The organism is Pseudomonas sp. NBRC 100443 (genome assembly GCF_030268185.1).
In the GTDB taxonomy this organism is placed as follows: Bacteria; Pseudomonadota; Gammaproteobacteria; order Pseudomonadales; family Pseudomonadaceae; genus Pseudomonas; species Pseudomonas citronellolis.
The window spans coordinates 22,457-45,711 of record NZ_BSQE01000038.1 but is presented as its reverse complement, the minus strand read 5'-3'; the positions used below and the strand labels follow the sequence as shown (position 1 = coordinate 45,711).

The window sequence follows — 23,255 nt, the reverse complement described above, 5'->3', positions numbered from 1 at the left end:
TGGCCTGGAGGCCGAACGTTACCGACGACGGCAGGAGCGAATACGCGAGATCAACCTGCGTCAGGGGCAACTGTTAATAGCATGAGGCGTGCCGGACAGTAGTGCGCGTTCGCGGGAATGACGAGGGAGAGTGAGGAGTTTCAGGATGACTCTGAACTCACCACTCACTCCGAACGGCCCCCTCTCCCTTCAGGGCGGGGCGCGCAGCCGAGGGCTGGGGAGAGGGCGCTCTTACCCCCGACATCTACGCCACCGGCAAACCCCGTTCGCGAGCAAGCTCGCTCCTACAATCATGATGGCATCGGCGCACCGGCCAACGGCGTATAACCGCGAACGGTTATACGCCCTACGTTCCCGCGCAGGAGCAACGGGGGGAGTGAGGAGTATCAGGACGACTCCAAACTCCCAACCCACTCCGAACGGCCCCCTCTCCCTCCGGGAGAGGGCTGGGGTGAGGGTGCTCTTGAACCCAGCACCTACGCCACCGGGAAACCCCATTCGCGAGCAAGCTCGCTCCTACAGTCATGATGGCATCGGTGCATCGGCCAACGGCGGATAACCGCGAACGGTTATCCGCCCCACGTCTCGGAACAGTCGTTCAGGCGCTGCGCGCCAGCTCCAGCGCGGCCTCGGCGGCCACTTCGCCGATCACCAGAATGGCCGGGCTGCGCAGGCCGAAGGCGGTGGCGTCGTCGAGTATTGCACCCAGAGTGCTGCGGCATTCGCGCTGCCGGGGCAGCGAGGCGTTTTCGATCATCGCCACCGGCATGCCCCGGCGCATGCCGCCCGCCAGCAGGCCGTCGCGGACTTCCGCCAGGCGTGCCACGCCCATGTAGATCACCAGGGTGGTGCCGGACTGGGCCAGCGCCGGCCAGTTCGGTTCGCTGTCGTCCTGGGTGTGTGCGGTGACCAGGCTGACGCCACGGCTGATGCCGCGCAGGGTCAGGGGTATGCCGCAGGAGGTGGCGGCGGCCAGCCCGGCGGTGATGCCGTTGACCAGCTCGCAGGCGATGCCACGGGCCTCCAGCCAGGCCGCTTCCTCGCCGCCACGGCCGAAGATGCACGGATCGCCGCCTTTCAGGCGCACCACGCACAGGCCCTGGCGGGCGTAGCGCAGCATCAGGCGCTGGATGAAGTCCTGGGGCGTGGAGCGGCAGCCGCCGCGCTTGCCCACGCGTACCACCCGCGCCGCCGGGCAGTGCTCCAGCAGTTGCGGGTTGACCAGGTCGTCGAGCAGCACCACCTGGGCGCCGGACAGCGCGCGCACGGCCTTCAGCGTCAGCAGCTCCGGGTCGCCGGGACCGGCGCCGACCAGCCAGACTTTTCCACTCATCTTCTCTCTCCTCAGGCGTTGGCGGCGAGGGCGCCGGCTTCGCTGGCCAGCAACCGCCGTATTTCGGGAACACAGGAACCGCATTGGCTGCCGCAGCCCAGTTCGCGCTTCAGGCCGTCCAGGTCCAGGCCCCGGACGATGCCTTCGCGCACTTGGCTCAGGCGCACGTTCCTGCAGTTGCACAAGGTCTTGTCGCTGGCCGTGGCGACCTGCGCGCCGGGCGGGGCGAGCAGCTTGCGGCGCAGGTCGGCGTCGCTTTCGCCGGACAGCCACAGCGCCTTGAGCCAGTCGCTGGCGATGCCGCTGCCGGCCAGGCGCAGGCCGGCGATGCGGCCGTCTTCCAGGCGCACCCGCTTGCCCTGGACGCGGCGCGGGTCGTCGTAGGCCAGCACCGGGCCGTCGAGCAGGTCGAGCAGCGCATCGACCTGCTGCAGCCAGGCGGCGTCCGGTGCCGCGCTGGCGGCGGCGCGCACCTGCAGGGCGGGGCGCTCGCGGCCGGCCAGGGTGAAGCTGGCGTAGTCCAGGCCGTCGAACAGCGGGCGCAGCGCCTCGAAACGTTGCTGCACATCGCCCTCGACCAGCGCGTAGAACTGCCAGGGCAGCGTCACGGCGGCGACTTCCACGGCGGCGTGCTTGAGTTCCGGCTGCCGCGACAGCGGGTCGAAGGCCGGCAGGGTCAGGGCGTTCACCCCCAGGCCCTTGAGGAAGCGTTCGCCCCAGTGCATGGGCAGGAAGGCCTGGCCGGGCAGCAGGCCGTCGTCGGCCTGCACCGGCAGCACCAGGCTGCCGCGGCGGCTGCTCAGGCGCACCAGCTGGCCGTCTTCCAGGCGCCGCCGGCGCAGTTCCGCCGGGTGCAGGCCCAGGCAGGCTTCCTCGATGTGGCCGAAGGCGCTGGCAGCGGTGCCGGTGCGCGTCATGCCGTGCCACTGGTCGCGCAACCGGCCGGTGTTGAGGATCAGCGGGAAGCGCGCCTCGCGGCGTTCCTTCGGCGCGCGGTAGGCTTCGGCGATGAAGCGGGCGCGGCCGTTGGCGGTGGCGAAGTTGCCGTCGGCGTAGAGCCGCTTCAGGCCCTGGCTGGCGCCCTCGGGCAGCGGCCATTGCTGCGGGCCGCGCGCATCCAGCAGGGCGTAGCTGATGCCGCCCAGGTCGAGGTCGCGGCCCTGGGTGAGCGGGCGGTATTCGTCGAACAGCGCCTGGGGATGGGCGAAGTCGAACAGGCTCGGCCGGCCGGGGCGCAGGCGGCGTTCCAGGCGGCGGGCGAAGTCGCAGGCGATGGACCAGTCGGCGCGGGCCTCGCCGGGGGTCGGCACGGCGCGGCGTACGTGGCTGACGCGGCGTTCGGAGTTGGTCACGGTGCCTTCCTTCTCGCCCCAGCTGGCGGCCGGCAGCAGCAGGTCGGCGTAGCGGCAGGTCTCGCTGGTGGCGAAGGCTTCCTGCACCACCACGAAGGGGCAGGCTGCGAGCGCTTCGCGTACCCGCGCCTGGTCCGGCAGGGATTGCGCGGGGTTGGTGCAGGCGATCCACAGCGCCTTGATGCGCCCGTCGCGCACTGCGTCGAAAAGCTCGATGGCGGTCAGCCCGGGCTGCTCCGGCAGTGCTTCGACGCCCCAGTACCGCGCGACTTCGGCGCGGTGTGCGGCATCGCCGGCGTCGCGGTGGCCGGGCAACAGGTTGGCCAGGCTGCCGGTCTCGCGGCCGCCCATGGCATTGGGCTGGCCGGTGAGGGAGAAGGGCCCGGCGCCGGGACGGCCGATCTGTCCGGTGGCCAGGTGCAGGTTGATCAGCGCGCTGTTCTTGGCGCTGCCGGCGCTGGACTGGTTCAGGCCCATGCACCACAGCGAGAGGAAGCTCGGCGCATGGCCGATCCACTGCGCGCAGCGTTGCAGGTCCTCCACGGCGATGCCGCAGATTTCCGCCACCGCCACGGGGCCGTAGTCGCGCACCAGGTTCTTCAGCTCGTCGAAGCCCTGGGTGTGCGCCTCGATGTAGGCGCGGTCCACCCAGCCTTCCCAGAGCAGCAGGTGAAGGATGCCGTGGAACAGCGCCACGTCGGTGCCGGGCTGGATCGCCAGGTGCAGGTCGGCCAGCTCGCAGGTGTCGGTGCGCCGCGGGTCGATGACGATCACCTTCATCTGCGGCCGCGCCGCCTTGGCCGCCTCCAGCCGGCGGAACAGCACCGGGTGGGCGTAGGCCATGTTGCTGCCGGCGATCAGCACGCAGTCGCTCTGCTCCAGGTCCTCGTAGCAGCAGGGCGGGGCGTCGGCGCCGAGGCTGCGCTTGTAGCCGACCACCGCCGAGGACATGCACAGCCGCGAGTTGCTGTCGATGTTGTTGCTGCCGACCAGGGCCCGAGCCAGCTTGTTGAAGGCGTAGTAGTCCTCGGTCAGCAGTTGCCCGGAGACGTAGAAGGCCACGCTGTCCGGGCCGTGCTCGCGGATCGTCTCGGCGAACACCCCGGCGGCGTGCTCCAGGGCGCTGTCCCAGTCCACCCGGCTGCGCGCCAGTTGCTTGCCCAGGCGCAGCTCGGGATGCAGCGCGCGGGCGGCCAGGTCGCCGGTCAGGTGCAGGCTGGAACCCTTGCTGCACAGGCGCCCGAGGTTGGCCGGGTGGTCCGGGTCGCCGCGCACGCCGAGGATGCGCTCGCCGTCGTGCTCGATCAGGACGCCGCAACCCACGCCGCAATAGCAGCAGGTGCTGGCGGTGACTTGGCGTTCGCTCATGGGGCTCTCCCGTGTCGCGGCCGCCTCAGGCGCAGGCGGCCAGGTCTTTCAGGGCCAGCAGCACGCGGCCGTTCTCCACCTTCACCGGGTGGCGGTGGGCGCAGCCGACGTCAGGGGCCACGGCGTTGCCGCTGTCCAGCTCGATCTGCCAATTGTGCAGCGGGCAGGCCACGCGCTTGCCGAAGATCAGGCCCTGGGACAGCGGCCCGCCCTTGTGCGGGCAGCGGTCGTCGAGGGCGAAGACTTCGTCGTCGGCGCTGCGGAACAGGGCGATGTCGCCACGGGGCGCGGCGATCACGCGCGAGCCCAGCGGCTGGATGTCTTCCAGGGCGCAGATGTCTTGCCAGTTCATGGTGTGTTCTCCCAGGCCGGTCAGGCGCTTTCCAGTTGCACGAGCGGGATGCGTTCGAATTCCTGCTTCAGCCGTGGCTGCTCGATGCGCTGTTGCCACGGGTCCTGCTCCAGCGACAGGGCGTACTGCAGGCGCGCGTTGAGCGCCTTGCGGTTCTCCGCGTCCTCCAGCACGGCTTTCCTGATGTGCTCCATGCCCACGCGCTGCAGGTAGTGCACGGTGCGCTCCAGGTAGAAGGCTTCCTCGCGGTAGAGCTGGAGGAACGCGCCGCTGTACTCGCGCACTTCGTCGGCGCTCTTGAGCTTGACGAAGAACTCCGCCACCTCGGTCTTGATCCCGCCGTTGCCGCCGATGTACAGCTCCCAGCCGGAGTCCACGCCGATGATGCCGATGTCCTTGATGCCGGCCTCGGCGCAGTTGCGCGGGCAGCCGGAGACGGCGAGCTTGACCTTGTGCGGCGACCACATGTTGAACAGGTCGTGCTCCAGGTCGATGCCCAGCTGCGTCGAGTTCTGCGTGCCGAAGCGGCAGAACTCGCTGCCCACGCAGGTCTTCACGGTGCGGATGGACTTGCCGTAGGCGTGCCCGGAGGGCATGTCGAGGTCCTTCCAGATCGCCGGCAGGTCTTCCTTCTTCACCCCCAGCAGGTCGATGCGCTGGCCGCCGGTGACCTTGACCATGGGCACGTTGTATTTGTCGGCGACGTCGGCGATGCGCCGTAGCTCGGCCGGGTTGGTCACGCCGCCCCACATGCGCGGCACCACCGAGTAGGTGCCATCCTTCTGGATGTTGGCGTGGGCGCGTTCGTTGATCAGGCGCGACTGCGCGTCGTCCTTCGCCTCGCCCGGCCAGGTGGAGATCAGGTAGTAGTTCAGCGCCGGGCGGCAGGTGGCGCAGCCGTTGGGCGTGCTCCAGTCCATGAAGCGCATGGCCTCGGCCATGGAGGTCAGGTGGTGTTCGCGGATGGCCTTGCGCACCTGGCCGTGGTTGAGTTCGCTGCAGCCGCAGATGGCCTTCTCGCTCTTGGGCTTGACGTCCGCCGCGCCGCCCACGGTGCTGATCAGGATCTGCTCCACCAGGCCGGCGCAGGAGCCGCAGCTGCTGGCCGCCTTGGTGTGCTTCTTCACCTCGTCGACGCTGAACAGGCCGTTCTCCTGGATGGCTTTGACTATGGTGCCCTTGCACACGCCGTTGCAGCCGCACACCTCGGCGCTGTCGGGCATGCTCGCGGCGCTGCTCTGGCCCTGGTGGCCGGCGTCGCCCAGGCTGCTTTCGCCGAACATCAGGTGGTCGCGGATCTGCGCCACGTTGTGGTTCTCGCGGATCTGCCGGAAGTACCAGCCGCCGTCGGCGGTGTCGCCGTACAGACAGGCGCCGACCAGCACGTCGTCCTTGATCACCAGCTTCTTGTAGACGCCGCCGATGGGGTCGGAGAGGGTGATGGTCTCGGTGCCTTCGCTGCCCATGAAGTCGCCGGCGGAGAACAGGTCGATGCCGGTGACCTTGAGCTTGGTCGAGACCACCGAGCCCTTGTAGCTGGCGAAGCCGAACTGGGCCAGGTGGTTGGCGCAGACCTTGGCCTGCTCGAACAGCGGTGCCACCAGGCCGTAGGCGATGCCGCGGTGGCTGGCGCACTCGCCGATGGCGTAGATGCGCGGGTCGTAGGTCTGCAGGGTGTCGTTGACCAGGATGCCGCGGTTGCAGGGGATGCCGGATTTTTCCGCCAGCTCGGTGTTGGGGCGGATGCCGGCGGCCATCACCACCAGGTCGGCGGCCACCACGTCGCCGTCCTTGAACTGCACGGCGCAGACGCGGCCGTCGCCGTTGTCCACCAGCTCGTCGGTGACGGTGTTCAGGCGGAAGCGGATGCCGCGCGCCTCCAGGGCCGATTGCAGCAGCTTGCCGGCGGTGCGGTCGAGCTGGCGCTCCAGCAGCCAGTCGGCGAGGTGCACCACGGTGACGTCCATGCCGCGCTGCTTGAGGCCGTTGGCCGCTTCCAGACCGAGCAGGCCACCGCCGATGACCACCGCGTGGCTGTGGCTTTTCGCGGTGTCGATCATGGCCTGGGTGTCGGCGATGTCGCGGTAGCCGATCACACCCTCCAGGCGGTTGCCCGGCACCGGCAGGATGAAGGGGTTGGAGCCGGTGGCGATGACCAGGCGGTCGTACTCGGCCTCGCTGCCGTCGGCGGCGTAGACCTTGCGCAGGCGGCGGTCGAGCTTCACCACCTTGCGGTCGAGCAGCAGGCGGATGCCGTTGTCGGCGTACCAGTTGAGGTCGTTGAGGACGATGTCCTCGAAGGTCTGCTCCCCGGCCAGCACCGGCGAGAGCAGGATGCGGTTGTAGTTGGGGTGGGGCTCGGCGCCGAACACGGTGATCTCGTAGAGGTCCGGGGCGATCTTCAGCAGTTCCTCGAGGGTGCGGATGCCGGCCATGCCGTTGCCGATCAGGACGAGCTTGAGCTTCTTCATGCAAGGGCTCCTGGTATCACGGAAAACAAAAAAGGCGTCCCGCCGGTTGCCCGGCGAGGACGCCTTTGTCCAAGTCCCGATCGATCGGGAAGTGCGAGCCTCTTCGTTGAGGGACGCGCTTTTGTAGATTGTTGCCAGTGCTCTTGCAGGTGCCGTGCCAGGTCGTCGGAGCGCGCATTCAGCGGGGTTTCGCGGTGCTGCCGGGGTTTTCCTGCACCGTGATGAGGCGGGCGGGTTCGAACTGGTGCGCGCTCAGTGGCGCAGCAGCCAGGCCAGCAACGCCAGGTTGAACAGCAGCGAGGCCAGCGCCAGGCCGCGCCAGAAGCGCAGCGGCTCGCGTTCCAGTAGCGGCCGCGGGCGGCTGGCCAGGCCGGCCTGGTGTTCGCCCTGTTCCAGCTCCAGCAAGGCTTGCTCGGCGGTCTCGAAGCGCTGCGCCGGGTCGGCGACCAAGGCGCGCAGCAGCCAGGCGTCGAGCCAGGCCGGCAGGTCGGGGCGGTAGCGGCTGGCCGGCGTCGGGCTGCCGAAGCGCGGGTGCTGGAAGGCTTCGATTTCGCCGTAGGGGTAGCGCTCGCAGAGCAGGCGGTAGAGGGTGACGCCGGCGGCGTAGAGGTCCTGGCGCGGCTCCGGGGCGGCGCCCTGGAAGCTTTCCGGGGCCAGGTAGGAGGGCGTGCCGGGCAACTGGTGGGCTTCGTCGCCGGACAGGCCCGGGCAGTAGGCCAGGCCGAAGTCCAGCAGGCGCAGCTCGCCGTCCTCGCCCAGGTGCAGGTTCTCCGGCTTGACGTCGCGGTGCAGGATGTTGCGCCGGTGCAACTGGCCGAGGGCGTGCAACAGGCGCGGCGCCAGGGATTGCCATTTGGCCAGCGGCAGGGGGCCCTGGCGCAGGCGCTCGGCCAGGGTCTGCCCTGGATATTCGCGCATCACGTAGTACAGGTGCTGACGCTGCGGCAGGCCGTGCAGCTCGGGGAAGTGGCGGCCCTGCACGCGGCGCAGGAACCATTCCTCCAGCAGCAGGGCCTGGCTGGCCCGTGGCTCGTCGTGCAGCGCCGGCGGCAGCGTCTTCAGCAGCCAGGGGCGTTGCTGGGCGTCGCGCACGCGGTAGATCAGCGATTGCCGCGACTGCGCCAGGCGGCCTTCGACCTGCCAGCCCTCGAACATCTGGCCGTGGCGCAGTTCCGGCGGCAGCGGCCAGTGCTCCAGTTGCGCCAGGGTGTCGCCCAGGCCGCTGGCGGGCAGGGCGTCGATGCGCACCAGCAGGGCGCTGGCATTGTCCTGGCTGCCGGCCAGGTGCGCGGCCTTGACCAGGGTTTCGGCGGCGCCCCGCGGTTCGCGGGCGTCGGCGAGGATGCGGCGGATGCCGGCATCGCCCAGGGTGGCCCAGACACCGTCGCTGGCCAGCAGGAAGCTCTCGCCGTCCTGCAGTTCGCCGTCGCGGTAGTCCACCACCAGGTGCTGGTCCAGGCCCAGGGCGCGCTTGAGCACGTGCTGCATGCCCGGCTGTTCCCAGACGTGGTCCTGGGTCAGGCATTCCAGCTCGCCGTCGCGCCAGCGGTACAGGCGGCAGTCGCCGACGTGGGCGAGGGTGAAGCGCCGGCCGCGCAGGACCAGCGCGGTGAGGGTGGTGAGCAGCGGCTGGCCGCCGCCGTTGGCCTGCAGCCAGCGGTTCTGCGAGAGCAGCAGGCGGTCCAGGGCCTGGGCGATGGCCCAGGTCTCCGGGGTGGCGTAGTAGTCGCTGGCCAGCGCCTGCACGGTCAGGCGCGCGGCCAGGCCGCCGTCGGCGCACTGGCTGACGCCGTCGGCCAGGGCGAACAGGTGGCCCTTGCTGGCGGCCAGGCCGGCGGGCGGGGTGACCACCCGCAGGGCATCCTGGTTCTCCGTGCGCGGGCCGGTGGCGCTGGCCTGGGCGATGGTCAGTTGCAAGGTCATGGGGGTTGCGTGCTCTTCGTAGGAGCGAGCTTGCTCGCGAAGGGGGTTGGGCTGCGGTGAATCAGGTTGACTCCGCGCCCTCACCCCAGCCCTCTCCCAGAGGGAGAGGGGGCCGTTCGGAGGGGGCTGGGGGACCGTCTTCATCCTTTCACCTCGTCATTCCCGATCCGCCTTTTCAACGGCGGATAACCGCGAACGGTTATTCGCCCTATGTTCCCGCGTTCGCGGATGAGGAGTATCAGGATGACTCCAAACTCCCCACTCGCTCAGGACAGCCCCCTCTCCCTTCAGGGAGAGGGTTGGGGAGAGGGCGCTCTTACACCCAGCACCTACGCCCCAGGAAGCCTTCAAACCCGCGCCGCAGTCACCGCAGCACTGCCCCAGGTGGTACGCCAGCGCCGCTTCACCCCATGTAGGCCGAACCAGGCCAGTACGCCGAGAGCGGCGAACAGCCACAGGCCCAACTGGTAGTCGCCGCTGGCCTGCTTGATGGCGCCCAGGCCCGCGGTCAGGCAGAAGCCGCCGATGCCGCCGGCCATGCCGATCAGCCCGGTCATCACCCCGATGCTCTGGCGGAAGCGCTGCGGCACCAGCTGGAACACCGCGCCGTTGCCGGCGCCCAGGCTGAGCATGGCGGCCACGAACAGGCCCAGGGCGGCCACCGCGTTGTGCAGGTGGAAGCCGACCGCGGCGATGCACACCGAGGCCACCGTGTACATCGCCAGCAGGCTGCGGATGCCGCCGATGCGGTCGGCCAGGGCGCCGCCCAGCGGGCGCATCAGGCTGCCGGCGAAGACGCAGGCGGCGGTGTAGTAGCCGGCGGTGACCGGGTCCAGGCCGTACTGGTCGTGGAAGTAGCCGGGCAGGGTGGCGGCCAGGCCGAGGAAGCCGCCGAAGGTCACGCTGTAGAAGAACATGAACCACCAGCTGTCGCGGTCGCCCAGGGCCTTGAGGTAGTCGCCCAGGGATTTCGGCGCCGGCCGCTCGGGGGCGTTGCGGGCGAGCAGGGCGAACACCACCAGGGTCAGCAGCAGCGGGATCAGGGCGAAGCCGAAGACGTTCTGCCAGCCAAAGGCCGCCGCCAGCACCGGGGCGAACAGGGCGGCGAACACGGTGCCGGAATTGCCCGCGCCGGCGATGCCCATGGCCTTGCCCTGGTGCTGCGGCGGGTACCACTGCGAGGCCAGCGGCAGGGCCACGGCGAAGGAGGCGCCGGCCATGCCCAGCAGCACGCCGAACAGCAGCGCCTGCTCCAGGTTGTGGATGCCCAGGCTCCAGGCGCCGGCGAGGCTGGCGATGACGATCACCTGGGCGAACAGGCCGGCGCGCTTGGGCGACCAGCGGTCGGCCAGCAGGCCCATGACGAAGCGCAGCAGCGCGCCGGAGAGGATCGGCGTTGCGACCATCAGGGCGCGCTGCTGGGTGGTCAGCTGCAGGTCGGCGGCGATCTGCACGGCCAGCGGGCCGAGCAGGTACCAGACCATGAAGCTCAGGTCGAAGTAGAGGAAGGCGGCGAACAGCGTCGGCGCGTGGCCGGCTTTCCAGAAGCTGGTGTTCATGGAGGGTACCTCGTCAGCAACGGTAGAGGGGTTCGTGGCGCCGCCGTCAGCGGCGGTCGCGCGTCTCGTTCAGGTCCCGCACACCCCTGCGCCGGGGTGAAACGAAAAAGGCGCCGCTCCGCGCACTACCCCGTGGGGCAGGTGCGGATGCGACGCCTTTGTCGTGTGAATGGGGGATCGCCGTTGATCGCCACCGCAGGTGCCACAGCAAGGGCCGGGCCAACCGCGCAGGTGGCGTGGAATCGGCTACCTGGCCGGCGAAACCGGCCCAGGGGCGAACCAGAAAGGGGCGCCGGGGCGGGCCCGGTGCCCGCCGATGGGGCGCTTCAGTCCACCCGGTTGACCGCCGGGAAGGCCGCCTTCATGGCCTCGGGCATGGGCACCACCTTGCGCTGGCGGTAGTCGAAGAACACGAAGCCGGACTTGGCCATGGCCACCAGGGTGGCGTCGGCCGGGCGGGTGATGCGGAAGATGATGTCGCCGCCGTACCTGTTGAAGTCCATCACGCCCACCTCGAACAGCAGGCGGTCGCGGGCATGGGCCTCGGCGCGGTAGGTGGTGGCCAGGTCGGTGACGATGATGCCGGTGCCGTCCGCGCCGACGCCCTCGCTGATGCCGAAGTCGAACAGGAAGCGCGCGCGGGCCTCGGAGATCATCGAGATCATGGAGTCGTTGCCCAGGTGGCGGGCGCCGTTGATGTCGGTGACGCGGACGGTCAGCTGGGTCTGGTAGCAGAACAGTTCCTCGGGGAACTGCAGGTCGAGGCGGGCCATGGGTACCTTGCGCGAAGCGGTGGAAGAGGAGGCCGATTCTAGGCCCTGGCGGCCCGCCCGGGCAGCCTGCCGGCGGGCGATTTCAGCGGTGGGCGATGTTGATGTGGTAGAAGGTCACCCGCGCGCCCTCGTCGCTGGGGCCGTAGTTGTCGGCGATGTAGGCGCCGGCCTTGAAGTACAGCAACTGTTTCGACCAGGTGCTGCTGAGCGCCTTGCTGTAGTAGTTCTCCGCGCCGTCGGCGCTGCGCGCGCGGATGCCCAGGTTGCCCGAGGAGGTGACGCGCAGGCTGTAGGTGACGCGCTCGCCCAGCTGCACGCCGTTGAGCAGGGGCACGTTGACTACCGCGGAGTCGTCGGGGTGGTTGCGCACCAGGGCCTCGATGCGCCCGCTCTCCTGGCCGGGGATGTAGTGGTACTGCAGCTTGACCAGCGGCTCGCCGTCGTTGCTGTAGGGCGACTTGCTGTGGATCTGGCCGATGATCACCTTGTTCTTCGACGGCACCTGTTCCACCGTCAGGGTGGCGCGCAGCTCGTTGTCGGCGGCGCGGTAGTACCAGTTGTAGATGGAGCCGTCGGGCAGCGTCTCGCGCAGTTCGCTGCGCGGGAACACGCTGTCGGAGGTGTGCGAGCCGGTGACCGGCACCCAGAAGGTCATCCGCGCGCTGTTGCGGGTGAAGAAGTGGCTCTGGTAGCCGCGGGCGATCTGCTGGGTGGTGACCTCGGTGGGCCTGGGGTCGGTGGGAACGCTGAGGTTCCAGGTACTGATGTCGAGCATGGGTGCCTCTGCTGGGCCGGCGTGCCGGCGCTGACGGGTGGGCGTCCGGGGGCCTGGCCAGGCGCGCCCACTGCGGGCTTCCGCGCAGGCGGCGGAAGCGGGTCCTGGCCCCGCCATGGCGGCGGGGCGGCGGCAGCATAGGCCGCTTCGCTCGCGGGCTGGGCCAGCAGTGGCGCTGGCGCGATGATCGCGCGGTGCCGCCGCTGGCCACTGGCCGCGGCTCAGTGGCCCAGCATCTCGTGCATCGCGATGATCTGCTCGGCGACCTGCACCAGCTTCTGCTGGCGGCTCATGGCCTGGCGGCGCATCAGGGTGTAGGCCTCTTCCTCGGGGCAGCCCTTCATCTTCATCAGCAGCCCCTTGGCCAGCTCGATGCGCTTGCGTTCCACCAGCTGCTGCTCGCGGGCCTGCAGCTGGGCGCGCAGGGCCTGGTCGCTCTCGAAGCGGGCCATGGCCACGTCGAGGATCGGCTGCAGGCGCTCGGCCTGGATGCCTTCGACGATGTAGGCGCTGACCCCCGAGCGGATGGCCTGGCGCATCACCTGGGGGTCGTGCTCGTCGGTGAACAGGACGATGGGGCGGGGCTGGTCGCGGCTCACCAGCACCACCTGTTCCAGCACGTCGCGGCCGGGCGAGGCGCTGTCGATGAGGATCACGTCCGGGTGCAGGGCCTGGACCCGCGCCGGCAGGTCGACGCTCAGGCCGGATTCGTCGAGCACTTCGAAACCGGCCTCGACCAGTGCGGCGCGCAGGCGCCCGACCTTGCTGGCGGTGTCGTTGATCAGCAGGATGCGCAGCATCTTCGCAGCTCCCTCAGGCGTCGTTCAGGGCGTGCAGGGCGAAGCCGCGGGCGTAGCCGGCGGGGTCCGTGCCGTCCCAGGGCTTGCCGTCGAGCAGCGTCGAACTGCGCAGGCCGCGCTCGTCCACGGCGATGCCCAGGGCCTGGGCGGCTTCGCGGTACAGCGCCTGCTGCTGCACCTGCCCGGCCACGGCGAGGTAGTCCGGCTCACCGCGCAGCAGGCCCCAGCGGCGGAACTGGGTGATGAACCACAGGCCGTCGGACAGCCAGGGCTGGTTGGCCCGCCCGGCGTCGTGGAAGCGTAGCGGGTGGGCGTCCTTCCAGGCGTGGCCGAGGCCGTCCTGGTAGTGGCCGAGCAGGCGCGGCTCGATGCTCGCCAGGGGCGCGTCGAGGTAGTCGCTGCCGCTGATCAGCTGGGCGGTGCCACGCAGGTTCGCCTCGCTGGCCTCGATGAAGCGGCTGGCGTCGAGCAGGGCCATGACCAGGGCGCGGGCGGCGTTGGGGCACTCCTCGACGAAGGCGCGGGTGGCGCCGAGGACCTTTTCCGGGTGGTCCGGCCAGATGGACTGGCTGGTGGCGACGGTGAAGCCCATGCCTTCGTCGATGGCCAGGGCGCCCCAGGGCCCGCCGGCGCAGAAGCCGTCGATGCGCCCGGCGCGCAGGTGCTCGACCATCTGCGCCGGCGGCACCACCAGGGTGTCGACGTCGTGCAGCGGGTGGATGCCCAGGCTGGCCAGCCAGTAGTAGAGCCACAGGGCGTGGGTGCCGGTGGGGAAGGTGTGCGCCAGGGTCAGCCGCGCGCCCTGGCCCAGGACCAGCCGGCGCAGGGCCTCCGCGCTGGTCACGCCGTCGCGCTGCAGGGCGGCGGAGAGGTTGATCGCCTGGCCGTTCCGGCACAGGCCCATGAGCACCGCCATGTCGGTGGCCGGCACCCCGCCGATGCCCAGCTGCACGCCGTAGACCAGCCCGTACAGGCAGTGGGCGGCATCCAGCTGGCCGCCGAGCAGGCCGTCGCGGAGCATGGCCCAGGAGCCCTGGCGGTGCAGGTTGAGCGTCAGCCCGTAGGGCTGGGCGAAGCCCTGGGTGGCCGCGACTATCAGCGAGGCGGCGTCGCTCAGGGCCATGAAGCCCAGGTCGAGCACGCTCTTTTCTGGTGCATCGGAGCCCGCGACCCAGGCCAGTGGGTGCAGTTCGGCGGTCATGTCGGTCATCGCTACCTCGGGGCAAAAAGGCGCCGCTTCGCCCCGCGCCAGGCGGGCGGGCGAAGGGACGCCGGTGTCGGTGGACGACCCGCCGTTGGGCCGTGCCGCAGAAGCTCTAGCAAGGGCAGTGCCAGGGGCAAGGACAGCGCCAGGCGACCGCCAGGGCATAAAGAAGCCCCGCCGGACGGCGGGGCTGGGAGGCAGGGAGCAATCCTCGAGAGGCTACAACTGGCACGGGCTCCGTCGCGGATATCGGCAGGGCCTGTATTCCACCTTAGCCACCCGGCCGTGGAGCGCAATGTTCAATAGGTACTAGGCCCAAAGTCCTAGATGGCACCTGGCCACGCCTCTTCGCGGGGCGTGGCGGTGGCCGCTCAGCGCGCCTGGATCTGCTCTATCCACGGCTCCAGGCGTTGGCCGAAGGCCACCTCGGCGCCGAAGGGCTGCGGTTGCTCCTGGGCCGCGCGCTGTTCGGCGCGCGGGGCCAGGCCCTCCAGTTCGTCGTGCCAGCGCTGCGGCACGTTGAGCGCGCGCACGCCCTCGGTGCTGGCGCTGCCGCCCAGGGCCCAGGCGCGGTTGCGGTACAGCGAGATGGGCCGCACCTGGCCGTGGACGATGGCGTAGTGCTGGCGGTCCGGGTACTGCTGGCGCAGGGCTTGCAGGTCGGTGCCGGCGTCGGCCAGGAACAGCCGGCTGGCGCGCTGTTCCTCGTTGTCCAGCGCGCTACGCTGGAAGTCGCGCTCGCTCTTCAGGTGCACGTCGTCGGGGCTGGCGGCCAGGCGTTTTTCCGCCTGGGCCAGGCGCTCGCGGGCCAGGGCCAGCTCGCGCTGGTACAGCGGGCCGTCCAGTTCCAGCACCAGCAGGGCGTCGCGGGCCTGCTGGCGGTCGAAGGCCAGGGCGCTGTCGCGGTCGACCTTGTCCGGCACCCGGAAGCCCAGCGCGCGCATGGTCTCCAGCGGGATGCGCGGGGCCCAGGCGGCATTGGCCTCGTCGCCGGGAATGCGCCACAGCAGGCGCAGGCTCACGCCGCTGTTCTCGCGGTGCCAGTCGCTGTTGCGCTGCAGTTCGCGCTCGCTGAGGCTCAGGCGGCTGTCCGGCTCGCCGCTGCGGTTCCAGGCCGCGGCGCCGAGGGCGGCGGCGTTGCTCAGCAGGATCAGGCCCAGGCCCAGCAGCAGGCCGTGGTTGCGGGTGATGTTCATCACAGGCGTCCTCCCAGCAGGCCGTGGGCGTTGCGCAGGTAGCGCAGGAACAGCAGGATCAGCACCGCCGCCACGCCCAGGGCGAGGAAGAACAGGTACTTGGGCAGCACCTCCCACCACCAGTCGTAGAACTTGGTGAAGAGGAAGATGACGAAGAACGCCAGCCCCGTATTGACCACCTCCGGCCACTCGCGGTGCGCGCCCAGCCAGATGGCCGCGGCGGCGCAGACGAAGCCGAGCACCTGGTACAGCCCCTCGATGCGGTGCGGGGCGAAGGGCAGGTAGCTGCCGTTGCCCCAGTTGGCCAGCACCAGCATGGGCACGAACAGCGCCAGCAGGCCGAACACCCGGTACAGCGCGGCGAAGCCGTCGAAGCGGCGCTGCTCGAATACCAGCGGCACAAGGAACACCAGCACGGCGGCGGGGAAGAAGTTCTCCGGGCGCTCGCCCGCGTCCAGCCAGTAGACGCCGCCCCAGGTGCCGAAGCGCGCGGCGACGAAGCCCATCAGGCAGAGCAGCCCGGCGCCCAGCAGCAGCCGCGCGTCGCACAGGTAGGCCAGCAGCAGGGCGTAGGCCGCCCAGGGCAGCAGGGCGCGCTCGGACGGGGTGATGTTGAAGATCTGCCCGAGCATGCTGATGTTCAGCACCAGCGCGGCGAAGGCCAGCATGGCCGCCAGCTTGGCGAAGTAGCCGGAAGCGTCGCGGCGTTGCAGCCAGAAGGTGGCCAGCAGGGTGATCACCGAGGCGCCGACGAGGATGCCCACCTGCACGGCTTCGCCGAACAGGCCCCAGAACTGGTAGAAGAGGAAGAACAGGCTGGCGGCCAGGGCCAGCGCGCCGAGGAACGAGGCGATGCGCATGCCCAGGGACAGGCGGCTGTCCTGGCTGTCGCGGTCGATGTCGAACCGCTCGCGGTATTCGTCCAGCAGGCGCAGGTGGTGCGCCTGCAGGCCCTCGCGCTGGGCCGCGTCCAGGCTCAGCGCGCCTTCCTCGCCCAGGCGCTGCAGCTCGCGGGTGAAGGCGTGGATGTCATCGACGCGCTGCTGGGCGTCGTGATGGCTGAACGTGGACATGGCGCACCTCGTAGGAGCAACTGTCTTGCCGACTGCACCGGATCGCTCTGCGTAGGATGGGTTGAGCGAAGCGATACCCATCATCACGGCAGCATGGGTTTCGCAGGCTCAACCCATCCTACGAGTGCGTTCATCCCGTGGAGTAGGGCCGGTCACCTTTCCACTCTAGCGACTCCCGCGGCGGCTCTCCACTGCGGCGCTCAGCCGTGGCCGGGCCGGGTGCGCCAGTCGAAAGTCGGTGTCGGCCGGTGCGCGGCCCACGGCAGACTGCGCGGACCATCCACCCCATCGGAGTCGCCCATGTCGCACCTGCTGTCCTTCGCCAAGGGCGCGCTGGCCATGTTCTGGCTGGCCGCCGCGGTCAACCTGCTGTACCCGTTCGGCGAGCTGTACCGCCCGCTGCTGTCGCTCTCGGTCGTGCTGCTGGCGCTGCACGCCGGCGAGGTGCTGCTGCTGGGCCGGCGCCTGAAGGCGCGCCGGCAACCCTGGCTGGAACGCCTGCAGGTGCTGTTCTTTGGCGTGCTGCACCTGCCCGCGCTGCGGGTAAATCCGTGATTTACATAAGCTTTACCCTGTAGCCGGGCACCGCCGCCGGGGCGCCGGGTCTGATCCTACAAGCCGCTGATTCGAAGCGGATGCCGATCAGGAGTTAGCCATGCGTCGCCTTCTCGTTGCCCTGCTGTTGTTCCTGCCGCTGTCCGGCTGCGTGGTCTACGAACACGACCACGGCGGCTGGCGCGGCGGCCATCGCTACTACGCGCCTCCGCCGCCGCCGGTGCGCTACGCCCCGGCCCCCGGTTACTACTGGCGTCGCTGATGCCCCTGCTGACGGCACCTTCGGGTGCCGTCAGTCGTTTTGCGCCGGGCCTTCGATGGGCCGGCCGTCGACCTGCAGCAATAGCTCGACGAATGCCTGCGCCGCCGGCGACAGGCTGCGGCTGGCGTGGCGCACCAGGCCGTAGGCCGAGCCGCGCAGCGCGGTGTCGCCGGCCTGGCGCGGCCAGGGCAGGGTGGCCAGGCGCCCGGCGGCGACGTCGGCGGCCACCACGTCGGCCACCGCCAGGCACAGCACGTCGCTGCCGCGCACCAGTTCCTTGAGCATCAGTACGTCGTCGCACTGCACGTCCAGCGGCTGCTCGCGGCCCAGGCTGCGGGCCAGGCGCTGGTGGGCGTCGCGCGGCAGGCGCGGGCCGGCCAGCGGGTAGTCGCGCAGGTCGTCGATGGCCAGGCGCCCGCGCGCCAGCAGCGGGTGCCCGGGGCGGCAGAACAGCAGGCTGTCGTGCTCGCGCAGCGGCTGGATGTCCAGGCGCGGGTCGCCCTGCAACTCGCGGCAGTCGGCGACGAATAGTTCCAGCTCGTCGTCCAGCAGGCGCCGGTGCAGCAGCTGCCAGTTCTCGATGGCCAGCGCCACGCTGACCCGCGGGTGGGCCCGGCTGAAGGCCGCGAGGGTCTGCGGCAGCAGGCGCGCGGCGGGGAAGGGGCCGGCGCCCAGGCGCAGTTCGCCGGCCTCCAGGTTGCCCAGCTGGCTCACCGCGTTGTCCAGCGCGCGGCTGCCGGCCAGCAGGCGGCGGGCGTGTTCCAGCACCAGCCGGCCGTGGGCGGTCAGGCTGATGCCGCGCGGGTTGCGGTCCAGCAGGCGGCAGTCGAGCTGGCTTTCCAGGGCCTGGATGCTGCGCGAGAGCGCCGGCTGGCTGAGGTTCACCGCTTCGGCGGCGCGGGCGAAGTGGCCGTGTTCGGCGAGGGCGACGAAATGGCGGAGCTGGCGCAGGTCGGTCATGCTTGGTTTGCATCAGGATTGGTAAAGGAATGCATTGGAATTATTGCCATGCCTGCGGGCATAGTGCCAGGCATTCCCATAACAAGAACCGGAGTTTTCCATGCTGCGCCTTTCCGCCGCCGTCCTGCTGGCCGGCCTGTCGCCCGTGCTGCTCGCCGCCGACGACCCCGCCGATGCGTCCAAGCCGCCCAGCGCCTTCACCGTGGCCCTGCAGCAGAAGGTCCGCGAGACGCTGCCGTTCAACGACCGCGCCGACTTCGCGCGGGTCGAGCAGGGCCTGATCAAGCGCCCGGAACAGCTGGTGATCCGCAACGAGGACGGCAGCGTGGCCTGGCAACTGGGCGGCTTCGGCTTCCTCGATGCCGGCCAGGACATCGACAGCATCAACCCCAGCCTGCAGCGCCAGGCCCTGCTCAACCTCAAGTACGGGCTGTACAAGGTCGCCGACGGCATCTACCAGGTGCGCGGCTTCGACCTGGCCAACATCACCTTCGTCCAGGGCGACAGCGGCTGGATCATCATCGACACCCTGACCACCCCGGCCACTTCCAGGGCTGCCTATGCCCTGGTCAGCCAGGAGTTGGGGCAGAAGCCGATCAAGGCGATCATCTACAGCCACGCCCACGTCGACCACTTCGGCGGGGTGAAGGGCCTGGTGAGCCAGGAACAGGTGGACAAGGGCGAGGTGCAGATCATCGCGCCCAAGGGCTTCATGGAGTCGGCGATCAAGGAGAACGTGCTGGCCGGCAACGCCATGCTGCGCCGCGCCACCTACCAGTACGGCACCGAACTGCCCCAGGGCCCGCGTGGGCTGGTGGACATGGCCATCGGCAAGGCCGTCGCCCACGGGCCGATGAGCCTGATCGCGCCGACCCGGCTGGTCGAGAAGGACGACGAGCAACTGCGCATCGACGGCGTCGACTTCGCCTTCCAGAACACCCCCGGCACCGAGTCGCCTTCGGAGATGAACGTCTGGCTGCCGAAGCAGAAGGCCCTGCTGATGGCCGAGAACGTCACCGGCACCCTGCACAACCTCTACACCCTGCGCGGCGCCGAGACCCGCGATGCGCTGGGCTGGAGCAAGTACATCAACGAGGCGCTGCACCGCTACGGCAACCAGGCCGAGGTGATGTTCGCCGTGCACAACTGGCCGCGCTGGGGGCATGAGGACATCGTCCGCACCCTGGAGAAGCAGCGCGACCTCTACGGCTACCTCAACGACCAGAGCCTGCACCTGGCCAACCAGGGCGTGACCATCAACCAGATCCACGAGCGCTTCCAACTGCCGCCGGAGCTGGCCAACGAGTGGTACAACCGCGGCTACCACGGCTCGGTCAGCCACAACGTGCGCGCGGTGGTGAACAAGTACCTGGGCTACTACGACGGCAACCCGGCCACCTTGAACCCGCTGGCGCCGGAGGATTCGGCGAAGAAGTACGTGGAATTCATGGGCGGTGCCGAGCACGTGCTGCAGATGGCGCAGAAGTCCTTCGACCAGGGCGAGTACCGCTGGGTGGTGGAGGTGGTCAACAAGCTGGTCTTCGCCGAGCCGGATAACCAGGCCGCCCGCCGCCTGCAGGCCGACGCCCTGGAGCAGCTGGGCTACCAGGCGGAGAACGCCGGCTGGCGCAACAGCTACCTGGCCGCGGCGGACGAACTGCGCCACGGCGTGCCGCGTGACCTGCCGTCGCTGAAGACCTCCAGCGCCGATGCCCTGGCCGCCATGGACACCGGCCTGCTGTTCGACTACCTGGGCGTGCGCCTGAACGCCGGCAAGGCCGAGGGCGAGGACTTCGCCATCAACCTGGTGTTGCCGGACATCGGCCAGGAGTACCTGCTGGAGCTGAAGAACTCGCACCTGAACAACATCCGCGGGGTGCACAGCGAAGACGCCGGGCAGACGGTGACCATCGACCGCGCCGACCTCAACCGCCTGCTGCTCAAGGAGGCCAACCCGGTGGTGCTGATCGCCCAGGGCAAGCTGAAGAGCTCGGGCAACCCGCTGTTACTGGCCAAGTTGTTCGGGATGTTGGATGACTTCGAATTCTGGTTCGATATCGCCACGCCGGGGAAGCGCGAGGGGTGATGCGGGAAGACGTACCCTCGTAGGATGGGTATCGCAAGCTCAACCCATCCTACGCAGAGCATCGCGGCGCAGGCGGCGGGCCAGTTGTTCACTCCCGGAAGAGCGCCCTCTCCCCAGCCCTCTCCCGCAAGCGGGAGAGGGGGCCGTTCGGAGCGGGGGATAGTTCAGCGTCAGCCGGCGAGTTCGCAGGGCGGATAACCGTTCGCGGTTATCCGCCGCATTTCGGCGTCCCTACAAGCACGGCATTCCCCCGTAGGAGCGGACCTTGTCCGCGATGGCCGAAACCACCGGCGCGGTTCGCGGATAAGATCCGCTACGCTGCCCCACCCGCGGTGTTCCCCTGTAGGAGCGCGCCCTGCGCGCGATATCGCGGGCAGGGCCCGCTACGGTGTTCCGCTCAATAGGCCACGGTGAAGCGCTGGCGGTGGTGGGCGGGGCGTTCTGCTTCGTCGAGCATGGCCACGGCCAGGTCGGGGAGGGAGATGCGGCTTTCGCCTTTGGCGTCGAACAGCACCTGGTCGGCGCCGATGCGGAAGCTGCCGGTGCGCTGTTCGCCTTCCAGGAGCATGGCCGGGCTGAGGAAGGCCCAGTCCAGGTCCTTTTCGCCGCGCAGCTGGTCGAGGGCGTCGGCGGCGCCCAGGGCGCCCTGTTTCCAGGCTTCGGGGAATTCCGGGCTGTCCACCAGGCGCTGGCCGGGGGCGATTTCCAGGCTGCCGGCGCCGCCGAGCACCAGCAGGCGCTTCACCCCGGCGGCCTTGGCGCCGTCGAGGATGGCCTGGCTGCCGCGGGCGTGGGCGGCGCGGATGTCCGGGTTGCCCCAGCCGGCGTTGAAGGCGCTGATGACCACGTCATGGCCGGCAACCGCCTTGGCCACCTGCGCGGCGTCGTAGACGTCGGCGCGCACGACGGTGAGGCCGGCGCGGTCGGCCAGCTTGGCCGGGTCACGGACCAGCGCCGTCACCCGCAGGCCGCGGCGCAGGGCTTCTTCCAGGAAATAATGGCCGACATGGCCGGTGGCACCGATCAGGGCGATTTTCATCGTAAAGCTCCAGGGCAAAGGCCGTAGCACGGCGGAATGGCGCCCATGATCGGCCACGCCCGGCGCGGGAAAAACCGGCCGGGTCGCCATGCACTCGTAAGCTGTGCTTCACAATCCCTGGTCGAACAGCTTCTGCACCACCGAGAAGTCCTTGTCGCCGAAGCCCTGCTTGAGCAGCAGGCGGTAGAGGCTGGTGGCCAGGCTGCCCAGCGGCGTGGCGTTGCCGGTGAGCTGTGCGGCCTCCTGGGCCAGGCCGAGGTCCTTGGCCATCAGCGCGCTGAGGAAGCCGCCCTCGTAGCCGCGCGAGGCCGGGGCGTTTTCCATCACCCCGGGCCAGGGGTTGTAGACCTCCAGCGCCCAGTTGCCGCCGGAGCTGCGCCGCATGATCTCGGACAACACGACCGGGTCCAGGCCGTTGGCCACGCCCAGGGCCAGGGATTCGGCGGTGCCGATCATGAGGATGGCCAGCAGTTGGTTGTTGCACACCTTGGCCACCTGGCCGGCGCCGTCGCTGCCGGCGTGGAAGATGTTGCGGCCCATGGCGGAGAAGATCGGCCTGGCCTTCTCCAGCACCTGGGCGTCGCCGCCGACCATGAAGGTGAGGGTGCCGGCGACGGCGCCGCCGACGCCGCCGGAGACCGGCGCGTCGAGCATGGGAATCCGGCGTTCAGCCGCCGCATGATGGACCTTGCGCGCCGAGGCCGGGGCGATGGTGGAGCATTCCAGCACCAGGGTGCCGGGGGCGATGTGCTGCAGCAGGCCCTGCTCGCCGAGGTAGAGCCCCTCGACGTGCTGGCTGGCCGGCAGCATGGTGATCACCACGTCGACGCCGTCCACCGCGTCGTGGGCGCTGCGCGCGGCGCTGGCGCCCAGCGGCACCAGGCCGTCGACGGCGCTCTGCACCAGGTCGAAGACCCGCAGCAGGTAACCGGCCTTGAGCAGGTTGGCGGCCATGGGCGCGCCCATGTGGCCGAGGCCGATGAAGGCTATCTGTTTCATCCGCGTTCTCCTCTGGTTGCCAGGGATGAACGCCACGAAGCACGTCTTTCACGGGGAGGGGGCGGGGCTACAGGTCCGCCAGCGGGTGCGCGCCCTCCCAGGTCGCCTCGAAATGCGCGTCCACCACTGCCTCAGGTATGGCAGCGATCTGTGGCCAGTGCCAGTGCGGCGTGTTGTCCTTGTCGATCAGCCGGGCGCGCACGCCCTCCGGGAATTCCGGGTGGCGGCAGCAGTTCAGGCTCATGGCGTATTCCATGCGGAACACCTCGGCGAGCGACGAATGGCGCGCGCGGCGGATTTGCTCCCAGACCAGCCGGGCGGTCAGCGGGCAGCCGCTGGCCAGGGTCCGCGCGGCCTTGGCCAGCAACGGGTCGGCGTCGTTCTGCAGGGCGGCCAGGGCCTGCCAGGCGTCGTTGGCGTCGGCCACGTCGAGCAGCTGGTCCAGGCGCTCGCGGCGCGGCAGCAGCTGGGCCTCGGGCAGTTCGCCGCGGGCCTCGTGCTCCAGCGCGCGGAGCAGGCTGTGCAGCTGCACCTCGGGCTGTTCGCGCCAGTTCAGCTGGATCAGCCCGGTGATCAGATCCTCCTGCTGGTTGTCCAGCAGGAAGCGGTCGGCCAGGTCCAGGTCCAGCGCGTCGCGGGCGTTCATCTGGGTGGCGCCCAGGCCGAGGAACAGGCCCAGGCGCCCCGGCAGGCGGGCGAGGAACCAGCTGGCGCCGACGTCCGGGTACAGGCCGATGCTCACCTCCGGCATGGCCAGGCGGCTGGATGGGGTGACGATGCGCACCCCGGCGCCCTGCATCAGGCCCATGCCGCCGCCCATGACGTAGCCGTGGGCCCAGCACAGCAGCGGCTTGCCGTAGCTGTGGATGAGGTGGTCGAGGCGGTATTCGTCGGCGAAGAAGCGCCGCGCCAGTTCCGGCACCTCGCCGGGGTGTTCGCGGCAGGCGTCGACCAGCTTGCGCACGTCGCCGCCGGCGCAGAAGGCCTTGGTGCCGGCGCCGCGCAGCAGCACGCAGGCGATGTGCGGGTCGTCGCGCCAGATTTGCAGGCGTTGCAGCAGCGCCTCGATCATCGGCAGGCTGAGGGCGTTGAGGCTCTTTTCCGCATCCAGGGTCGCTATGCCGATGCGGAAGCCGTGCAGGCCGTGGCGTTCCTCGAAAAGTACATTCATCGGG

19 protein-coding genes are annotated in these 23,255 nt (G+C 69.9%); 3 read left to right on the top strand and 16 right to left on the bottom strand.

Annotated elements, in window-relative coordinates; translation table 11 throughout:
* Window positions 1–598: 598 nt before the first annotated feature.
* The 12 genes from cobA to QSJ95_RS31405 form a co-directional block, all read right to left on the bottom strand.
* A complete protein-coding gene (gene cobA / locus QSJ95_RS31460; protein WP_285647609.1) occupies window positions 599–1,333 on the bottom strand; it encodes a uroporphyrinogen-III C-methyltransferase in 735 nt (244 codons plus the stop codon).
* 11 nt (window positions 1,334–1,344) lie between these two features.
* On the bottom strand, window positions 1,345–4,053 hold the full coding sequence (locus tag QSJ95_RS31455) for a nitrate reductase (protein ID WP_285647608.1): 2,709 nt from the start codon (window positions 4,051–4,053) through the stop codon (window positions 1,345–1,347).
* Window positions 4,054–4,078: 25 nt separating this feature from the next.
* On the bottom strand, window positions 4,079–4,405 hold the full coding sequence (nirD, locus tag QSJ95_RS31450) for a nitrite reductase small subunit NirD (RefSeq protein WP_074985796.1): 327 nt from the start codon (window positions 4,403–4,405) through the stop codon (window positions 4,079–4,081).
* Between the two features lie 20 nt (window positions 4,406–4,425).
* Entirely contained in the window at window positions 4,426–6,876 is a 2,451-nt protein-coding gene (gene nirB / locus QSJ95_RS31445) for a nitrite reductase large subunit NirB (RefSeq protein ID WP_285647605.1), read from the bottom strand.
* Between the two features lie 252 nt (window positions 6,877–7,128).
* Complete coding sequence (locus QSJ95_RS31440) at window positions 7,129–8,799, bottom strand: bifunctional protein-serine/threonine kinase/phosphatase (RefSeq protein WP_285647603.1); 1,671 nt, start codon at window positions 8,797–8,799, stop codon at window positions 7,129–7,131.
* Window positions 8,800–9,146: 347 nt separating this feature from the next.
* Window positions 9,147–10,358: a nitrate/nitrite transporter gene (locus QSJ95_RS31435; protein ID WP_285647601.1), complete on the bottom strand. Its 1,212-nt coding sequence runs from the start codon at window positions 10,356–10,358 to the stop codon at window positions 9,147–9,149.
* A 326-nt stretch (window positions 10,359–10,684) separates the two neighbouring features.
* The gene (locus tag QSJ95_RS31430; RefSeq protein ID WP_064582701.1) at window positions 10,685–11,131 is read right to left on the bottom strand and encodes a thioesterase family protein; all 447 of its coding nucleotides are present in this window, start codon (window positions 11,129–11,131) and stop codon (window positions 10,685–10,687) included.
* An 82-nt stretch (window positions 11,132–11,213) separates the two neighbouring features.
* Window positions 11,214–11,906 (bottom strand): polysaccharide lyase family 7 protein, encoded by a 693-nt coding sequence (locus QSJ95_RS31425; RefSeq protein WP_009618743.1) that lies wholly within the window; start codon window positions 11,904–11,906, stop codon window positions 11,214–11,216.
* 221 nt (window positions 11,907–12,127) lie between these two features.
* Entirely contained in the window at window positions 12,128–12,706 is a 579-nt protein-coding gene (locus QSJ95_RS31420) for an ANTAR domain-containing response regulator (protein ID WP_267852950.1), read from the bottom strand.
* A 13-nt stretch (window positions 12,707–12,719) separates the two neighbouring features.
* Complete coding sequence (locus QSJ95_RS31415; RefSeq protein ID WP_285647593.1) at window positions 12,720–13,916, bottom strand: CmpA/NrtA family ABC transporter substrate-binding protein; 1,197 nt, start codon at window positions 13,914–13,916, stop codon at window positions 12,720–12,722.
* Between the two features lie 365 nt (window positions 13,917–14,281).
* Complete coding sequence (locus QSJ95_RS31410; protein ID WP_009618746.1) at window positions 14,282–15,106, bottom strand: DUF4824 family protein; 825 nt, start codon at window positions 15,104–15,106, stop codon at window positions 14,282–14,284.
* Window positions 15,106–16,179, bottom strand: a complete 1,074-nt coding sequence (locus QSJ95_RS31405) for a DUF2157 domain-containing protein (protein ID WP_285647590.1) — start codon at window positions 16,177–16,179, stop codon at window positions 15,106–15,108. Before QSJ95_RS31405 ends, QSJ95_RS31410 begins: the two co-directional genes overlap by 1 nt.
* 300 nt (window positions 16,180–16,479) lie before the next feature.
* On the opposite strand from QSJ95_RS31405, the gene QSJ95_RS31400 reads away from it, so the two are divergent.
* Window positions 16,480–16,734, top strand: coding sequence for a DUF1145 domain-containing protein (locus tag QSJ95_RS31400; protein WP_064582702.1), 255 nt, complete (start codon window positions 16,480–16,482; stop codon window positions 16,732–16,734).
* A gap of 100 nt (window positions 16,735–16,834) precedes the next feature.
* On the top strand, window positions 16,835–16,996 hold the full coding sequence (locus tag QSJ95_RS31395) for a hypothetical protein (protein WP_203228507.1): 162 nt from the start codon (window positions 16,835–16,837) through the stop codon (window positions 16,994–16,996).
* A gap of 30 nt (window positions 16,997–17,026) precedes the next feature.
* On the opposite strand, the gene QSJ95_RS31390 is transcribed toward QSJ95_RS31395, so the two are convergent.
* Window positions 17,027–17,956 (bottom strand): LysR family transcriptional regulator, encoded by a 930-nt coding sequence (locus QSJ95_RS31390; RefSeq protein WP_285647585.1) that lies wholly within the window; start codon window positions 17,954–17,956, stop codon window positions 17,027–17,029.
* Between the two features lie 100 nt (window positions 17,957–18,056).
* On the opposite strand from QSJ95_RS31390, the gene QSJ95_RS31385 reads away from it, so the two are divergent.
* Window positions 18,057–20,042 (top strand): linear primary-alkylsulfatase SdsA1, encoded by a 1,986-nt coding sequence (locus QSJ95_RS31385; protein WP_009618751.1) that lies wholly within the window; start codon window positions 18,057–18,059, stop codon window positions 20,040–20,042.
* Between the two features lie 397 nt (window positions 20,043–20,439).
* On the opposite strand, the gene QSJ95_RS31380 is transcribed toward QSJ95_RS31385, so the two are convergent.
* The 3 genes from QSJ95_RS31380 to dspII all read right to left on the bottom strand — a co-directional run bounded on the left by QSJ95_RS31380 (window position 20,440) and on the right by dspII (window position 23,251).
* Entirely contained in the window at window positions 20,440–21,081 is a 642-nt protein-coding gene (locus QSJ95_RS31380) for an NAD(P)-dependent oxidoreductase (RefSeq protein ID WP_285647584.1), read from the bottom strand.
* Between the two features lie 108 nt (window positions 21,082–21,189).
* Entirely contained in the window at window positions 21,190–22,080 is an 891-nt protein-coding gene (gene mmsB, locus QSJ95_RS31375; RefSeq protein ID WP_269962822.1) for a 3-hydroxyisobutyrate dehydrogenase, read from the bottom strand.
* A gap of 67 nt (window positions 22,081–22,147) precedes the next feature.
* Window positions 22,148–23,251 (bottom strand): enoyl-CoA hydratase/isomerase DspII, encoded by a 1,104-nt coding sequence (gene dspII, locus QSJ95_RS31370; RefSeq protein ID WP_009618755.1) that lies wholly within the window; start codon window positions 23,249–23,251, stop codon window positions 22,148–22,150.
* Window positions 23,252–23,255 lie beyond the last annotated feature (4 nt).

Coding starts and splice junctions, on each gene's coding strand:
- cobA (WP_285647609.1), bottom strand. CDS start 1,333: ATGAGTGGAAAAGTCTGGCTGGTCGGCGCCGGTCCCGGCGACCCGGAG.
- QSJ95_RS31455 (WP_285647608.1), bottom strand. CDS start 4,053: ATGAGCGAACGCCAAGTCACCGCCAGCACCTGCTGCTATTGCGGCGTG.
- nirD (WP_074985796.1), bottom strand. CDS start 4,405: ATGAACTGGCAAGACATCTGCGCCCTGGAAGACATCCAGCCGCTGGGC.
- nirB (WP_285647605.1), bottom strand. CDS start 6,876: ATGAAGAAGCTCAAGCTCGTCCTGATCGGCAACGGCATGGCCGGCATC.
- QSJ95_RS31440 (WP_285647603.1), bottom strand. CDS start 8,799: ATGACCTTGCAACTGACCATCGCCCAGGCCAGCGCCACCGGCCCGCGC.
- QSJ95_RS31435 (WP_285647601.1), bottom strand. CDS start 10,358: ATGAACACCAGCTTCTGGAAAGCCGGCCACGCGCCGACGCTGTTCGCC.
- QSJ95_RS31430 (WP_064582701.1), bottom strand. CDS start 11,131: ATGGCCCGCCTCGACCTGCAGTTCCCCGAGGAACTGTTCTGCTACCAG.
- QSJ95_RS31425 (WP_009618743.1), bottom strand. CDS start 11,906: ATGCTCGACATCAGTACCTGGAACCTCAGCGTTCCCACCGACCCCAGG.
- QSJ95_RS31420 (WP_267852950.1), bottom strand. CDS start 12,706: ATGCTGCGCATCCTGCTGATCAACGACACCGCCAGCAAGGTCGGGCGC.
- QSJ95_RS31415 (WP_285647593.1), bottom strand. CDS start 13,916: ATGACCGACATGACCGCCGAACTGCACCCACTGGCCTGGGTCGCGGGC.
- QSJ95_RS31410 (WP_009618746.1), bottom strand. CDS start 15,106: ATGAACATCACCCGCAACCACGGCCTGCTGCTGGGCCTGGGCCTGATC.
- QSJ95_RS31405 (WP_285647590.1), bottom strand. CDS start 16,179: ATGTCCACGTTCAGCCATCACGACGCCCAGCAGCGCGTCGATGACATC.
- QSJ95_RS31400 (WP_064582702.1), top strand. CDS start 16,480: ATGTCGCACCTGCTGTCCTTCGCCAAGGGCGCGCTGGCCATGTTCTGG.
- QSJ95_RS31395 (WP_203228507.1), top strand. CDS start 16,835: ATGCGTCGCCTTCTCGTTGCCCTGCTGTTGTTCCTGCCGCTGTCCGGC.
- QSJ95_RS31390 (WP_285647585.1), bottom strand. CDS start 17,956: ATGACCGACCTGCGCCAGCTCCGCCATTTCGTCGCCCTCGCCGAACAC.
- QSJ95_RS31385 (WP_009618751.1), top strand. CDS start 18,057: ATGCTGCGCCTTTCCGCCGCCGTCCTGCTGGCCGGCCTGTCGCCCGTG.
- QSJ95_RS31380 (WP_285647584.1), bottom strand. CDS start 21,081: ATGAAAATCGCCCTGATCGGTGCCACCGGCCATGTCGGCCATTATTTC.
- mmsB (WP_269962822.1), bottom strand. CDS start 22,080: ATGAAACAGATAGCCTTCATCGGCCTCGGCCACATGGGCGCGCCCATG.
- dspII (WP_009618755.1), bottom strand. CDS start 23,251: ATGAATGTACTTTTCGAGGAACGCCACGGCCTGCACGGCTTCCGCATC.